The sequence below is a fragment of the Burkholderia sp. IMCC1007 genome, from assembly GCF_027257875.1.
GTDB lineage: Bacteria > Pseudomonadota > Gammaproteobacteria > Burkholderiales > Burkholderiaceae > Burkholderia.
Window position 1 is genome coordinate 127,750 of record NZ_JAPVQY010000012.1, and the last position, 13,549, is coordinate 141,298.

At 65.8% G+C, this 13,549-nt stretch carries 16 protein-coding genes; 6 read left to right on the forward strand and 10 right to left on the reverse strand.

Annotated elements, in window-relative coordinates; translation table 11 throughout:
* Window position 1 precedes the first annotated feature (1 nt).
* Window positions 2–643, reverse strand: a complete 642-nt coding sequence (gene orn / locus O1Q03_RS14315; protein ID WP_269504237.1) for an oligoribonuclease — start codon at window positions 641–643, stop codon at window positions 2–4.
* Between the two features lie 125 nt (window positions 644–768).
* Between orn and O1Q03_RS14320 the strand changes: the two genes are divergently transcribed.
* The 3 genes from O1Q03_RS14320 to O1Q03_RS14330 all read left to right on the forward strand — a co-directional run bounded on the left by O1Q03_RS14320 (window position 769) and on the right by O1Q03_RS14330 (window position 3,346).
* Window positions 769–2,028: a M48 family metallopeptidase gene (locus O1Q03_RS14320; RefSeq protein ID WP_269504239.1), complete on the forward strand. Its 1,260-nt coding sequence runs from the start codon at window positions 769–771 to the stop codon at window positions 2,026–2,028.
* On the forward strand, window positions 2,025–2,966 hold the full coding sequence (gene rsgA / locus O1Q03_RS14325) for a ribosome small subunit-dependent GTPase A (protein ID WP_269504241.1): 942 nt from the start codon (window positions 2,025–2,027) through the stop codon (window positions 2,964–2,966). Before O1Q03_RS14320 ends, rsgA begins: the two co-directional genes overlap by 4 nt.
* A gap of 62 nt (window positions 2,967–3,028) precedes the next feature.
* Window positions 3,029–3,346, forward strand: a complete 318-nt coding sequence (locus O1Q03_RS14330) for a putative signal transducing protein (protein ID WP_269504242.1) — start codon at window positions 3,029–3,031, stop codon at window positions 3,344–3,346.
* 81 nt (window positions 3,347–3,427) lie between these two features.
* Here O1Q03_RS14330 and O1Q03_RS14335 read toward each other — a convergent pair whose 3' ends face one another.
* The 6 genes from O1Q03_RS14335 to rpsP all read right to left on the reverse strand — a co-directional run bounded on the left by O1Q03_RS14335 (window position 3,428) and on the right by rpsP (window position 7,549).
* A complete protein-coding gene (locus tag O1Q03_RS14335) occupies window positions 3,428–4,366 on the reverse strand; it encodes a CobD/CbiB family protein (protein ID WP_269504243.1) in 939 nt (312 codons plus the stop codon).
* 120 nt (window positions 4,367–4,486) lie between these two features.
* A complete protein-coding gene (locus O1Q03_RS14340; protein ID WP_269504244.1) occupies window positions 4,487–5,173 on the reverse strand; it encodes a CoA pyrophosphatase in 687 nt (228 codons plus the stop codon).
* An 86-nt stretch (window positions 5,174–5,259) separates the two neighbouring features.
* Window positions 5,260–5,652 (reverse strand): 50S ribosomal protein L19, encoded by a 393-nt coding sequence (gene rplS, locus O1Q03_RS14345; RefSeq protein ID WP_011883860.1) that lies wholly within the window; start codon window positions 5,650–5,652, stop codon window positions 5,260–5,262.
* Window positions 5,653–5,785: 133 nt separating this feature from the next.
* A complete protein-coding gene (gene trmD / locus O1Q03_RS14350; RefSeq protein WP_269504246.1) occupies window positions 5,786–6,574 on the reverse strand; it encodes a tRNA (guanosine(37)-N1)-methyltransferase TrmD in 789 nt (262 codons plus the stop codon).
* The gene (rimM, locus tag O1Q03_RS14355; protein ID WP_269504247.1) at window positions 6,575–7,252 is read right to left on the reverse strand and encodes a ribosome maturation factor RimM; all 678 of its coding nucleotides are present in this window, start codon (window positions 7,250–7,252) and stop codon (window positions 6,575–6,577) included.
* 42 nt (window positions 7,253–7,294) lie between these two features.
* The gene (rpsP, locus tag O1Q03_RS14360) at window positions 7,295–7,549 is read right to left on the reverse strand and encodes a 30S ribosomal protein S16 (RefSeq protein ID WP_006400702.1); all 255 of its coding nucleotides are present in this window, start codon (window positions 7,547–7,549) and stop codon (window positions 7,295–7,297) included.
* A gap of 162 nt (window positions 7,550–7,711) precedes the next feature.
* Here rpsP and O1Q03_RS14365 point away from each other — a divergent pair, with 162 nt between their 5' ends.
* Together O1Q03_RS14365 and O1Q03_RS14370 are read left to right on the forward strand one after the other, a co-directional pair.
* Entirely contained in the window at window positions 7,712–8,860 is a 1,149-nt protein-coding gene (locus O1Q03_RS14365) for a PQQ-dependent sugar dehydrogenase (protein WP_269504248.1), read from the forward strand.
* A gap of 109 nt (window positions 8,861–8,969) precedes the next feature.
* Window positions 8,970–9,437 (forward strand): TM2 domain-containing protein, encoded by a 468-nt coding sequence (locus O1Q03_RS14370; RefSeq protein WP_269504249.1) that lies wholly within the window; start codon window positions 8,970–8,972, stop codon window positions 9,435–9,437.
* A 15-nt stretch (window positions 9,438–9,452) separates the two neighbouring features.
* On the opposite strand, the gene O1Q03_RS14375 is transcribed toward O1Q03_RS14370, so the two are convergent.
* A complete protein-coding gene (locus O1Q03_RS14375; protein ID WP_269504250.1) occupies window positions 9,453–10,619 on the reverse strand; it encodes a PA0069 family radical SAM protein in 1,167 nt (388 codons plus the stop codon).
* Between the two features lie 126 nt (window positions 10,620–10,745).
* A complete protein-coding gene (locus O1Q03_RS14380) occupies window positions 10,746–11,234 on the reverse strand; it encodes an Lrp/AsnC ligand binding domain-containing protein (protein WP_014897710.1) in 489 nt (162 codons plus the stop codon).
* Window positions 11,235–11,379: 145 nt separating this feature from the next.
* On the opposite strand from O1Q03_RS14380, the gene O1Q03_RS14385 reads away from it, so the two are divergent.
* Window positions 11,380–12,666 carry a D-amino acid dehydrogenase gene (locus O1Q03_RS14385; RefSeq protein WP_269504251.1) on the forward strand — a complete coding sequence of 429 codons (1,287 nt, stop codon included), beginning with the start codon at window positions 11,380–11,382 and terminating at the stop codon, window positions 12,664–12,666.
* A gap of 281 nt (window positions 12,667–12,947) precedes the next feature.
* On the opposite strand, the gene O1Q03_RS14390 is transcribed toward O1Q03_RS14385, so the two are convergent.
* Window positions 12,948–13,549, reverse strand: a 602-nt coding sequence (locus O1Q03_RS14390; RefSeq protein ID WP_269504252.1) for an electron transfer flavoprotein subunit alpha/FixB family protein, incomplete at its 5' end; no start/stop codon positions are given.

Genomic DNA, 13,549 nt, shown 5'->3' on the forward strand with positions numbered 1-13,549 from the left:
CTCAGGCGGCCGGCGCGGACTCGCCCGCCGCCGCAGCCGATGCGGCCGATGCGGCCGATGCGGCCGGAATCAGGAAATGCTCGCGGTAGTACCTGAGTTCGTCAATCGACTCGTGGATATCCGCCAGCGCCGTATGCATCGCGCGCTTCTGGAAACCCTTGTAGATCGCGGGCTGCCAGCGGCGGCACAATTCCTTGAGCGTGCTGACGTCGAGGTTGCGGTAGTGGAAGAACCGCTCGAATTCCGGCATCCAGCGCGCCATGAAGCGGCGGTCCTGGCAGATCGAGTTGCCGCACATCGGCGACTTGCCGGGCGACACGTACTGCGCGAGGAACGCCTGCAGCTGCGCGGCGGCTTCCGCCTCGGTCACGGTCGACGCGCGCACGCGGTCGATCAGGCCCGAACGGCCGTGCGTCGACTTGTTCCAGTCGTCCATCTTCGCGAGCGTTTCGTCGCTCTGGTGGATCGCGAACACGGGGCCTTCCACGGCGATGTCGAGCGTGGAATTGGTCACGACGACCGCGATCTCGATGATGCGGTCGTTATCCGGGTCGAGGCCCGTCATCTCCATGTCGAGCCAGACGAGGTTCAACTCGTTGCGCACGAGCGCGGGCTGGCTGGCGGAAGCGGCGGTATCGGTCATGAGTCATCCTGGAAAATGGCGGACCGGGCACGCCGATGCGGCGCAGCCCAGGCGGGCGGCATCGCGTGAGCGGGCCCGGTCCGCAAGAACATATAATTCTCGCATAGAACCCTTTGGCGCCTTCGATGTCACCCTTTTCGTTCACCCTGCTGTTTGCGATCGCCGTGCTCGCGATGGTCGTCACCAAGCTGTGGCTCGCGTCGCGGCAGATCCGCTTCGTCGCCGCGCACCGCAACGGCGTGCCCGCGCAGTTCAGCGCCACCATTCCGCTGAGCGCCCACCAGCGCGCGGCCGACTACACCGTCGAGCGCACCCGGCTCGCGATGTTCGAGATCGTCGTCAGCGCGGCCGTGCTGGTCGGCCTCACGCTGCTCGGCGGCGTCGGCGCGCTCGACACGTTGCTCACCGGCTGGTTCGGCCGCGGCTACGGGCAGCAGGTCGCGCTCGTCGCCGCCGTGCTCGCGATCACCGGCGTGATCGACGTGCCGTTCGAGTACTACCGCCAGTTCGGGATCGAGCAGCGTTTCGGCTTCAACCGGATGACCAAACGGCTGTTCTTCACCGACATGCTGAAAAACGCGCTGCTCGGCGCCGTGCTGGGCCTGCCGCTGCTGTTCGTCGTGCTGTGGCTGATGAACCAGGCCGGCAGCCTGTGGTGGCTGTGGACGTGGATCGTCTGGGTCGCGTTCCAGATGCTCGTGCTGCTGATCTACCCGACTTTCATCGCGCCGATCTTCAACAAGTTCGAACCGCTGAAGGACGACGCGCTGCGCGCGCGCATCGAGTCGCTGATGAAGCGTTGCGGCTTCGCGGCGAAGGGCCTGTTCGTGATGGACGGCAGCCGCCGTTCCGCGCACGGCAACGCGTACTTCACGGGCTTCGGCGCATCGAAGCGGATCGTGTTCTTCGACACGCTGCTCGCGCGGCTGTCGGGCCAGGAAATCGAAGCGGTGCTCGCGCACGAGCTCGGCCACTTCAAGCGCCGCCACGTGATGAAGCGGATGCTCGTGTCGTTCGTGCTGAGCCTCGTGCTGCTCGCGCTGCTCGGCTGGCTCGCGCAACGCACGTGGTTCTACACCGGCCTCGGCGTCACGCCGTCGCTCGACTCCAGCAACGCAGGCGCCGCGCTCGTGCTGTTCTTCCTCGCGATTCCGGTGTTCCTGTTCTTCGCGACGCCGTTCAGCAGCCTCACGTCGCGCAAGCACGAATTCGAGGCCGACGCGTTCGCGGCCAGCCAGACCGACGCACAGGATCTCGTCAGCGCGCTCGTCAAGCTCTACGAGGACAACGCGTCGACGCTGACGCCCGACCCCGTCTACACGGCCTTCTACTACTCGCATCCGCCCGCCTCGCAGCGGATCGACCGCCTGATGCAGCACGCATGAGCCGGCCGACCTCCCGCAAGCCGGCCCCGCGCGCGTCGGACGCGCCGCGCGTCGAAGGCCGCGTGATCGCGGCGCATGGCCGCCACTACATCGTCGCGCCCGACGACGGCGGCCCCATGCTGCAGTGCTTCCCGCGCGGCAAGAAGAGCGACATCGCGGTCGGCGACCGCGTCGTGTACGAACAGGCGTCGGCCGACCAGGGCGTGATCGTCGAGATCGGCGAGCGCCGCAACCTGCTGTACCGCTCCGACCAGTTCAAATCGAAACTCTTTGCGGCCAACCTCGACCAGTTGCTGATCGTGCTCGCGACCGAGCCCTATTTCAGCGAGGACTTGCTCGGCCGCGCGCTGATCGCGGCCGAGGCGAACGAGCTGAAGCCGCTCGTCGTGCTGAACAAGATCGACGTCGAAGCCGCACTGCCGGTCGCCCGCGAACGTCTCGCACCCTACCGCGCGCTCGGCTACGACGTGCTCGAGCTGTCGGTGAAGGGCTCGCCCGACGATGCGCGCGCGCAGCTGATGCCGCACCTGGCCGGGCATTCGACGATCCTGCTCGGCCAGTCCGGGATGGGCAAGTCGACGCTCGTGAACCTGCTCGTGCCCAATGCCGAAGCCGCGACCCGCGAAATCTCGGCCGCGCTCAACAGCGGCCGTCACACGACGACGTTCACGCGCCTCTATCCGCTCGAAGGCGGCGGTGCGCTGATCGATTCGCCGGGGTTCCAGGAATTCGGCCTTTATCACCTGACGGAGGGCCGCCTCGAGCGCGCATTTCCGGAGTTCCGCCCGCTGCTCGCGGACTGCCGTTTCTATAATTGTCATCATCTGCACGAGCCCGGCTGCGCGATTCTCGAAGCCGTCGCCGATGGCCGCATCGCGCCGTCGCGGCACGCGCTGTACGCGCAGCTCGTGCACGAGGCAAGCCAGATCGTCCGCTGATCGCGCGGCGGGCAGAACGCGGCCGGGCCGGTTCGGGCCGGCCTTCACCGACAGGAGCCGCGATGCGCTTGAAGGCACCCGATCTCGCGACTGCGCAGCATTGGGCCAATGTGCTGCAGATGGCCGGCATCGGTTGCGAGCTGCATAACTGCTACGCGACCGGTGCGCTCGGCGGCCTGCCCGCCGACGCGTGCGGGCCCGAGCTGTGGCTCGACGACGAGCGCGACGATGCGCTGGCGCGGCGCCTCCTCGACGCCGCGTCGAGCGGCCCGTCGGCCGGCGCTGCCCCATGGCGTTGTCGCCAGTGCGGCGAGGTGCTGGAGGCCCAGTTCACGGCCTGCTGGCAATGCGGCGCGGTGCGCGACCCGCTCGCCGACTGAAGCACCACACCGAGCGAATCCACAGCAACAAGGCCGGCATCAAGCCGGCCTTGTCATTTCATCGGGCGCGGCCCTGTCGCGTCACGACACCCAGACGGCCAGCGTGAGCATCAGCAGCAGGATCATCCACAGGATCACCGCGCGCCAGACCAGGCCGACTGCCGACTGCAGCGTGCGCGGCGTGCAATCGTCACCAACTGTCACGGGGCCGCTGTCGCCGACCGCGAGCGCGTCGAGACTCGACGGCTCCGCAAGGGGCCCGGCCAGACGCGCGCCGAGCGCGCCGCTACCGGCCGCGAGCAGCACGCCGTCGTTCGGGTCCGGCCACTGGCGCGTATGGTTGCGCCACGCGTAGATGGCATCCTCGAAGTTGCCGACGATCGCGAAGCCCAGCGCGGTCAGTCGCGACGGAATCCAGTCGATCACGAAGAACGCGCGCTGCGCGAACGTCGAGAATGCAGCCGTGCGATCGTCGGCCGGCGTCGACCACGTGCGCGCGAGATATTCGGAAATGCGATACAGCACGGCGCCGGCCGGGCCGATCGGCAACACGTACCAGAAGAACACGCCGAACACATGGCGATGCGATGCGACGACCGCATGAATCAGCGTGTGGCGGACGATTTCGCCGACCGGCATGTCGACCGTATCGAGGCCCGTCCACTCGTGCAGGATTTCACGCGCGCGCGGCACGTCGTCATTGTTGAGCGCGAGATGAATGTCGGTGAAATAGTGGCTGAACTGGCGGAAGCCGAGCGTGAAATACACGACGACGACGTTCCAGATGAACGCGAGCACGAAGCTCACCTTGTAAAGCAGGAAATAGATCAGCGCGACGACCAGCACCCACGGCAGCACGACCGCGAGCCACGCGAGAACGCCATGCTTTTGCTTGCCGGCGTCGAGACCATGCGCGACGGTTTCCGCATGAAACTGGAACAACGCGAACACGGGATTGCTCGGCGACAACGCGCGGACCTGTTCGATGATGAGGGCGAGGAGAACCGAAAAGAAAGTCATGCGTGGCGCCGTCTTCCGAGTTATGTCATTTTTTGCATAACGATAGCACAGCGTAAGCAGCGCATGATTGCCGGCGCGAACGCCCGGCAGACGGCCGCGTGCGGCGGATGCGGCAGGATGTCAGCCGGCTGCCAAGAAGCGGTACAGATTGCGCAACATGCCGGCAGTTGCGCCCCAGATGAAGTAATGCCCGTCGGACTGGTCGTTCGGATAGGGCATCGCAAAAAAACGACGCTCACCGCCTTCCCAGCGGAACACGCGGACCTGATGGTTTGCCGGACTCATCAGGAACGCGAGCGGCACTTCGAAAATCTCGGCGACTTCGAACGTGTCGGCCTGCACGGTAAACGGCGGATGCACGAGTCCCACGACGGGCGTCACGCGAAAGCCGGTGCCTGTCAGGTAGTCGGGCAACGCACCGAGGATCTCGACCCGCTCGGCGGCCAGCCCGATTTCTTCCTTCGCCTCGCGCAATGCGGTCGCGGTCGTGTCGCGATCGAACGGTTCGCGACGGCCGCCGGGGAAACTGATCTGCCCGGCGTGGTCGTTCAGGTGGTCCGCGCGCTGCGTGAGCAGCACGGTGAGGCCGGTGTCGCGAACGACGAGCGGCACGAGGACAGCTGCGTTGCGCGGATCGACGCCGTCCTGCAGTCGCGCTTCGCCGGGTTCGACAGTCCATTCGAGCGTGCGCGCGAAACGCTCGCGCAAGCCGGGCGGCGTCAGCAGACGGGAATCGATGGAGGGCAAGCCCGCGCCGGTGCCTTCGACCGGCAGGACTTCGGGATCAATGATGGGACGACGATTCAATGGAGCGCTCGCGTTCGTTCGTATCGAGCATATTGTCGCGCGAGAATGAAAAAAGCACCCGGCTGGGTGCTTTTTCCTTACAGCTCTTACTCTTGGGAAGCTGCTGCGGTGCGATCCTTCGACACCAGCTTTTCCTTGATTCGAGCCGACTTGCCCGAACGCTCGCGCAGGTAGTACAGCTTCGCACGACGCACATCACCGCGACGCTTCACGACGATGCTCGCCAGCAGCGGCGAGTAGGTCTGGAACGTACGCTCGACGCCTTCGCCCGACGAAATCTTGCGGACGATGAAGTTCGAGTTCAGGCCACGGTTGCGAATCGCGATCACGACGCCTTCGTAAGCCTGAACGCGCTTGCGGTTACCTTCAACCACGTTCACGTTCACGATCACCGTGTCGCCCGGGGCGAATTCGGGGATCGTCTTGCCGGCGAGCGCGCGCTCGATCTCTTCCTGCTCAAGTTTTGCAATCAGATTCATCACTGACTCCTAAAGCCATCGTGTCGGCGTTTGCACCCGCCTGTTTACAGGCTTGGCCCCGATAGAGGATGGATTTACATCAGGCACCGTACACGCATGCACGGCGCCGCCATTTCCCGCCTGCGAGGCCGCCTCAAGAGGCGTTCTTCGCTTCGCGTGCGAGGTTCGCGAGCCATGCCTCGTCGGCCCGGCTCAACAATTTGTCGCGACGCGCCCGGGCGATCAGATCCGGCCGCTTCTGCAACGTATTCTTCAACGCTTCCTGCCGCCGCCACCGCTCGATCTCGGCATGATGCCCGCCGAGCAGCACGTCCGGCACGCGCATCCCCTCGTATTCCTCGGGGCGCGTGTAATGCGGGCAATCGAGCAGCCCGTCGGCGAAGCTGTCCTGCACCGCCGATTGCGCATCGTTCAGCACGCCGGGCAGCAAGCGCACGACGGCATCCATCATCGCCATCGCCGGGAGTTCGCCACCGGACAGAACGAAATCGCCGAGGCTGATTTCCTCGTCGACGCAACGATCGAGCAGACGCTGGTCGATCGCCTCGTAGCGGCCGCACAGCACGATGACGCCCGGCTCCTGCGCCATTCGCATCGCACGTTCATGCGTGAAAGGCGCGCCTTGCGGCGACATCATCACCACACGCGTGCTCGCGACGCCCTGCTCCGCCTGCGCTGCCTTCGCAGCGCCGATCGCAGCTTCGAGCGGCCTGGCCAGCATCACCATGCCCGGACCGCCGCCGTACGGACGATCGTCGACCGTGCGGTAGTTGTCCGTCGTGAAATCACGCGGGTTCCAGGTGCGCAGCCCGAAGCGCTCCTGCTTCACGGCCCGGCTGGTGATTCCCCAGTCGGTCAGCGCGCGGAACATTTCGGGAAAGAGCGTGACGACATCGAACTGCACCGCGCTCTCCTGGTTCATTTAGTAATCGGCTTCCCAGTCGACGACGATGCGACGTGCCGCCTGATCCACCGTTTTGACGTAGACGCCGACGAACGGAATCAGCCGTTCGGCGGTGTTGGGCTGACCGTCTTTGCCGATCGCCGGATACTCGACGCGCATGATCGAATGCACGCCGTTGTCGATCATTCCACTCACGGTCCCGAGCGCCACCGATTGCTCGTTGACGACCTCGAGGCCGATCAGGTCGACCCAATAGAATTCGTCCGCGGCCAATGCCGGGAAATCTTCCCGGCGCACGAACACGCGAAAGCCGCGCAAAGCCAATGCGGCATCGCGGTCGCTGACACCCGCGGGTTGCGCGACGACCGTGTCGCCGTGCGTCTTCGACTGCAGGATGCGGGCGGACAACCGCTCGCCACCCCGCTCCAGCCACCAGCGGCGCGCATTGAGCAGCGCATCGCCACCGCGACCGGCGTCGGCATGCGTCGCCACCTTGACCCAACCCTTCAGGCCATAGGCGTCGACCACTGCCCCGACCTCGACAGCGTCGTCGGGCCAGGCTTGCAACGCCTCAAGGCTACCCTGCTCGGCAGCCGTACCGGCGTCCGCGACAGCGTCGCGTGCGACCGGCTTGCGGACGAATGCGCCAAACGACGCTCGCCCGCGCTTCGTGTTACCGGAATCGTGACCGGACATCAATGCTCCTTGCAGCCGGCACGACCGGCACACCGCGCCATGTTAGGCAGCCGGCTGCGCCTTTTGCGCTTCCTTCACGAGACGCTGGACGGTCGGCGACAGTTGTGCGCCAACGCCTTGCCAGTACGTCAGACGGTCCTGAGCGATACGCAGTGCTTCGCCCTTCGTAGCAACCGGGTTGTAGAAGCCGACGCGCTCGATGAAGCGGCCGTCACGACGGTTACGCGAATCGGTAGCAACGATGTTGTAGAACGGGCGCTTCTTCGAGCCGCCGCGAGCCAGACGGATGATAACCATATGAAATCCTTCGGGAAAACCGGGTTCGAAACTACTGAAACGTGCGATTATAGCCGGAAACCGAAGCCACAACAAACACTTACGCGCAAAAATTCCGCGCGCGCTCCCAGCCGCCCGGCAGCCGGGCATACAATCGTCGTGTTCACGACGCCTCCCGCAGCCATGCCGCTATTTCGCGTCACGTCGGCGCACCGCGCGCAGCACCCGCAGCACCGCCTCGCGGGCTTGCTGGCCGGCCTCGTCATCTGTCTCGCGTCCGCTGCGGCATGCGCCGCACTGCCGGTGGGCCAGCTTGTCGTGCCGCCCGGCTTTCACGTGGACGTGCTCACCGACGCCGTGCCGAGCGCGCGAGAAATGGCGTGGTCGCCGCGCGGCATCCTGTATGTCGGCACGCGGGAAGGCAGCGTGCACGCGTTCGCGATGCATGAGGGCCGGATCAGCGCCCACTACGTGATCGCGTCGGGGCTCGACATGCCCGTCGGCGTCGCGTACCGCAACGGTACGCTCTATATATCGGCCGTGTCACGCATCCTGCGCGTCGACCACATCGACGACCGGCTCTCGAAGCCGCCCGCGCCGGCGATCGTCACGGACGCGCTGCCGACCGAACATCACCACGGCTGGAAATTCATCGCGTTCGGCCCCGACGGCAAGCTTTACGTGCCGACCGGCGCACCATGCAACGTGTGTCTCGTCGACCGCAGCCGGTACGCGATCATCGCACGGATGAACGCCGATGGCAGCGGGCGCGAGGTATTTGCCCGCGGCGTGCGCAATACGGTCGGCTTCGCGTGGCACCCCGATTCCGGCGAGCTGTGGTTCACCGACAACGGGCGCGACATGATGGGCGACGACGTACCCGACGACAAGCTGAACCGCGCACCGCGCGCGGGCCTCGACTTCGGCTTCCCGTACTGCCACGGCGGCGACACGCCCGACCCCGAATTCGGCAGCCGCGAAGTATGCCGCCGGTACGTGCCGCCCGTGCTGAAACTCGGCGCGCACGTCGCGGCACTCGGCATGCGCTTCTATACGGGACCGATGTTTCCGGCGTCGTATCGCAATAACGCATTCATTGCCGAGCACGGCTCGTGGAACCGCAGCACGAAAGTCGGCTACCGCGTGATGCGCGCCGTCGTGTCGGCCGATGGTAGTCACGCAAGCCAGACACCGTTCATCACGGGCTGGCTGCGCGCGGACGGCTCGGTGTGGGGCCGCCCGGCCGACGTGCTGCCACTGCCGGACGGCTCGCTGCTCGTCAGCGACGATTACGCGGGCGCCATCTACCGCGTCACCTATGCGGCACCTTGACGCAGGCGATGGGTGACCCGGTTCGACCGGGCATCGTAGAATGCGTGCCGGGCCGTGCGCCCGCCGCCGGCCTCGCGGCCGCCCATGCAACGATCATCCGTCGCCACCCATGTCCAGCAGCACCGCACCGTCCCGCCGCTTCCGCTCCAAGACGCTCACCGCCGCCCTCGCCTTCCTGTTCGGATCGCTCGGCGCGCACCGCTTCTACCTGTACGGCTTTCGCGACGTGTACGGCTGGGCGCACCTGCTCGCGACGATCGTCGGCATCCCCGGCTTCCTGTTGCTCGCCGCCACCCAGCGCAGCGCCGGCCTCGGCTGGTGGCTCGCGGTGCCCGGCGCGATCTCGCTGCTCGCGGCGTTCCTCGCCGCGCTCGTCTACGGGCTGCGCCCCGACGAAAAATGGGATGCGCAATTCAATGCCGACACCGGCAAGCACAGCCGATCCGGCTGGACGGTGATCTTCGTCGTGATCTTCTCGCTGCTGATCGGCGCGTTCCTGCTGATGACCGCGCTCGCGCTGTCGTTCCAGACGTATTTCGAGTCGCAAGTCGAAGCGGCAAAGCAGATTTCGCAATAAGCGCCGGCGCGCGGATCAGAACAGGCTCAACTGCGCGTCGTCACGCACCTTCGCACTGGTTGCGCCCGCAACGACGCGCTGCGCGGCCGCCGCGCCCGCCGGTGCGCCGCGAAACTGCGACAGATCCAGGATGCCGTTCGCGCGTTCGTTCAACCCGAGCCGCTTGACAGCCTGACGGAAGCGCTGCCGCAACAGGTCGGCCCAGATCCCCTCCCCCTTCATCCGCTTCGAGAAATCCGAGTCGTAGTCTTTCCCGCCGCGCATGTCGCGCACGCGGTTCATCACGCGTTCCGCGCGATCGGGGAAATGCGCGGACAGCCAGCTCTTGAACAGCGGCGCGACCTCCCACGGCAGCCGCAGGATGATGTAGCTCGCGTGCGTCGCGCCGGCATCCGCGCAGGCTTCGAGCACGCGCTCCAGATCGGGCTCGGTGACGAACGGGATCAACGGCGCAATGCTCACGCCCACCGGCACGCCCGCGTCGCGCAGCGCGCGGATCGTACGCAAGCGGCGCGCAGGGGTCGCCGCACGCGGCTCGAGCGTGCGCGCGAGATCGGCGTCGAGCGTGGTGATCGTGACCGCGGCCATTACCTGCCCGCGCGCGGCCATCGGCGCGAGCAGGTCGAGATCGCGCTCGATCAGCGACGACTTCGTGATCGCGGCGAAAGGCTGCCCGTGATCGTGCATCACCTGGATCACGCTGCGCGTGATGCGCAGGTCGCGCTCGACCGGCTGGTATGCATCGGTGTTCACGCCGAGCGCGATGGGTTCGGGCACGTAACGCTTGCGCGACATCTCGCGTTCGAGCAGTTCGGCCGCATTGACCTTCGCATAGATGCGGCTCTCGAAATCGAGCCCTGGCGACAAGCCGAGATAACTGTGCGTCGGCCGCGCGAAGCAATAGATGCAACCGTGCTCGCAGCCGCGATACGGATTGAGCGACACGCTGAACGGAATGTCCGGCGACTGGTTGTGCGTCAGGATGCTCTTCGCGCGCTCCTCGAACACCTGCGTGCGCAGCGGCGCCGGCAGCTCGGCATCATCCGATTCGTGCATCCAGCCGTCGTCGACGGCTTCTCTCAGCGCGGTTTCGTAACGGCCCTGCAGATTGTCGACCGCACCGCGCCCCTTGCGGGGCGCGGGCGGCGCTATCGGAAATTCGTTGTCGGACAGAGAGCCCATGCGCTCACCCCTTCGGCTGCACCCAATACTGTATATTTATACAGTATTGGGTGCAGCATGCCAAGGGCGAGATGAGGGCGAAACAAGGGGACCGACAGGCAACCCGATGCCGGGCCGCCGCGGCGGTCATTCGCCGACCGAAATCGTCAGCGTTTCCTTGATTTCCTCCATCACGACATAGCTTTTCGACTGCACCGCACCGGGCAGTTGCAGCAGGATGTCGCCGAGCAGTTTGCGATAGTCGGCCATCTCGCCGATCCGCGCCTTGATCAGATAGTCGAAATCGCCCGACACGAGATGGCATTCCAGCACCTCGTCGATCTTCATCACTTCGCGACGGAACTGCTCGAACATGTTGCCGCCCTTGTGCCCGAGCGTGATCTCGACGAATACCAGCAGCGCCGCGCCAAGCTGGCTCGGATCGACGCGCGCGTGATAGCCGGTGATGACGCCGTCCCGCTCCATGCGCCGCACGCGTTCGATGCACGGCGTCACGGTCAGTCCGACCTGCTCCGCGAGGTCCTTCATCGCCATCCGGCCGTCGTCCTGGAGCAGTTTCAGGATGCGCCGGTCGAGCTTGTCGAGGGAGCGTACTGGCTGGCGTTGCGTTCTCATTTGTTTCTGCTGAAAACCTCAAAAATACGATAACAAAACCTACACATTCGACAATACCATAGCGCAAAAAACTAGATCAGCTAGAGGTTACACGGAGCCGCGGGTGCGCCCGGCCTCGACCTGGTCCCTTCCATCTGGAGCAGCTATGCGAGTCGTCATTCTGGGCAGCGGTGTGGTGGGCGTGGCAAGCGCGTATTACCTCGCGCGCGCCGGTCATGAAGTCACGGTGATCGACCGGGAGGCCGGCCCGGCGCTCGAGACGAGCTTCGCGAACGCGGGCCAGATCTCGCCGGGCTATGCCGCGCCCTGGGCCGCGCCCGGCGTGCCGCTGAAGGCCGTCAAGTGGATGTTCGAAAAGCATGCGCCGCTCGCGATCCGTCTCGACGGCACGCGCTTCCAGCTTCAGTGGATGTGGCAGATGCTGCGCAACTGCACGACCGAGCGCTATGCGGTCAACAAGGGCCGCATGGTCCGCCTCGCCGAATACAGCCGCGATTGCCTGCAGGCGCTGCGCGCCGACACCGGCATCCAGTACGAAGGTCGCACGGGCGGCACGCTGCAGCTGTTCCGCACGCAACAGCAGCTCGACGGCGCGGCGAAGGACATCGCGGTGCTGCAGGAAGCGAACGTGCCGTTCGAACTGCTGTCGCCGGCCGAACTGAAGAACGCCGAACCGGCGCTCGCCGCCGTGTCGCACAAGCTGACGGGCGGCCTGCGCCTGCCGGGCGACGAAACGGGCGACTGCCAGCTGTTCACGACGCGCCTCGCGGCGCTCGCCGAATCGCTTGGCGTGAAGTTCCGCTACAACACGCCGATCGACGCACTCGCGATTGCCGGCGGCAAGATCGCCGGCGTGCAGTGCGGCAGCGAGACGGTGCGCGCGGATGCGTACGTCGTCGCGCTCGGCTCGTACTCGACCCGCTTCATCTCGAACCTGATGAAGATTCCGGTCTATCCGCTCAAGGGCTATTCGATCACCGCGCCGATCGTCAACGAAGCGGCTGCGCCCGTGTCGACGGTGCTCGACGAAACCTACAAGATCGCGATCACGCGGTTCGATCAGCGCATCCGCGTCGGCGGCATGGCGGAAATCGTCGGCTTCGACAAGAACCTGCGCGCAGCACGTCGCGAAACGCTCGAAATGTGCGTGAACGACCTATTTCCGGGCGGCGGCGATACGTCGAACGCGACGTTCTGGACGGGCCTGCGCCCGATGACGCCGGACGGCACGCCGATCGTCGGCCGCACGCCGGTATCGAACCTGTTCCTGAACACCGGCCATGGCACGCTCGGCTGGACGATGTCGTGCGGCTCGGGCCAGCTGCTGGCCGACCTGATCTCGGGCAAGAAGCCGGCGATCCAGGCCGACGACCTGTCGGTGCATCGTTACCTGAAGGACGTGCCCGGCCAGACGCGTCCGGCATACGCGTAAGTCCGGACGGGCCGCGGCCACGCGGGCCGTCCGGCATCGGAAGGAAAGGCGCCTGCGGGGCGCCTTTTTTCGTTTCGGCGAACGGGCGCCGGATTGGACCGAGGGATCCGTCATCGCCCTCTGCTGCGAGTCCGTCGCCTGCAGACAGGCATGTTCCGCGCAGCGTCGCTCGATCGCGCGCTTCGCACCGGGAACATCCCCTTCTTCCGCTTGGAGCACAAAAAAAGGGGCGCTCATCGCGCCCCTCATCTTGCTGCTTACCGCTGAAGCAGCATGCCGCGTCAGCCGAGCTCGGTCACGAGTTCCGGCACGAGCGCGAACAGATCGCCGACGAGGCCGTAATCGGCCACGCTGAAGATCGGTGCTTCCGGATCCTTGTTGATCGCGACGATCACCTTCGAATCCTTCATGCCGGCCAGATGCTGGATCGCACCCGAGATGCCGACTGCGATGTACAGCTGCGGCGCGACGATCTTGCCGGTCTGGCCCACTTGATAGTCGTTCGGCACGTAGCCTGCGTCGACTGCGGCGCGCGATGCGCCGAGCGCTGCCGACAGCTTGTCCGCCAGCGGCTCCAGCACCTTCGTGTAGTTCTCGCCGCTGCCCAGACCGCGGCCGCCCGACACGATGATGCTCGCCGACGTCAGTTCCGGACGGTCCAGCTTCGTCACTTCACGGCTCACGAACTGCGACTTGCCGGCGTCTGCCGCTGCGTCGATCTTGTCGACCGACGCGCTACCACCTTCCGCCGCAACCGGATCGAAGCCCGTTGCACGCACCGTGATCACCTTGATCGGGTCGCTCGACTGCACCGTCGCGATCGCGTTGCCCGCGTAGATCGGTCGCTCGAACGTATCGGCCGAATCGACTGCCGTGATGTCCG

What these genes read in the sequence shown, in the direction of transcription:
- orn (WP_269504237.1), bottom strand. Translation starts at nt 643, where the DNA reads ATGACCGATACCGCCGCTTCCGCCAGCCAGCCCGCGCTCGTGCGCAAC.
- O1Q03_RS14320 (WP_269504239.1), top strand. Translation starts at nt 769, where the DNA reads ATGTCACCCTTTTCGTTCACCCTGCTGTTTGCGATCGCCGTGCTCGCG.
- rsgA (WP_269504241.1), top strand. Translation starts at nt 2,025, where the DNA reads ATGAGCCGGCCGACCTCCCGCAAGCCGGCCCCGCGCGCGTCGGACGCG.
- O1Q03_RS14330 (WP_269504242.1), top strand. Translation starts at nt 3,029, where the DNA reads ATGCGCTTGAAGGCACCCGATCTCGCGACTGCGCAGCATTGGGCCAAT.
- O1Q03_RS14335 (WP_269504243.1), bottom strand. Translation starts at nt 4,366, where the DNA reads ATGACTTTCTTTTCGGTTCTCCTCGCCCTCATCATCGAACAGGTCCGC.
- rplS (WP_011883860.1), bottom strand. Translation starts at nt 5,652, where the DNA reads ATGAATCTGATTGCAAAACTTGAGCAGGAAGAGATCGAGCGCGCGCTC.
- trmD (WP_269504246.1), bottom strand. Translation starts at nt 6,574, where the DNA reads ATGAACCAGGAGAGCGCGGTGCAGTTCGATGTCGTCACGCTCTTTCCC.
- rimM (WP_269504247.1), bottom strand. Translation starts at nt 7,252, where the DNA reads ATGTCCGGTCACGATTCCGGTAACACGAAGCGCGGGCGAGCGTCGTTT.
- rpsP (WP_006400702.1), bottom strand. Translation starts at nt 7,549, where the DNA reads ATGGTTATCATCCGTCTGGCTCGCGGCGGCTCGAAGAAGCGCCCGTTC.
- O1Q03_RS14365 (WP_269504248.1), top strand. Translation starts at nt 7,712, where the DNA reads ATGCCGCTATTTCGCGTCACGTCGGCGCACCGCGCGCAGCACCCGCAG.
- O1Q03_RS14370 (WP_269504249.1), top strand. Translation starts at nt 8,970, where the DNA reads ATGTCCAGCAGCACCGCACCGTCCCGCCGCTTCCGCTCCAAGACGCTC.
- O1Q03_RS14375 (WP_269504250.1), bottom strand. Translation starts at nt 10,619, where the DNA reads ATGGGCTCTCTGTCCGACAACGAATTTCCGATAGCGCCGCCCGCGCCC.
- O1Q03_RS14380 (WP_014897710.1), bottom strand. Translation starts at nt 11,234, where the DNA reads ATGAGAACGCAACGCCAGCCAGTACGCTCCCTCGACAAGCTCGACCGG.
- O1Q03_RS14385 (WP_269504251.1), top strand. Translation starts at nt 11,380, where the DNA reads ATGCGAGTCGTCATTCTGGGCAGCGGTGTGGTGGGCGTGGCAAGCGCG.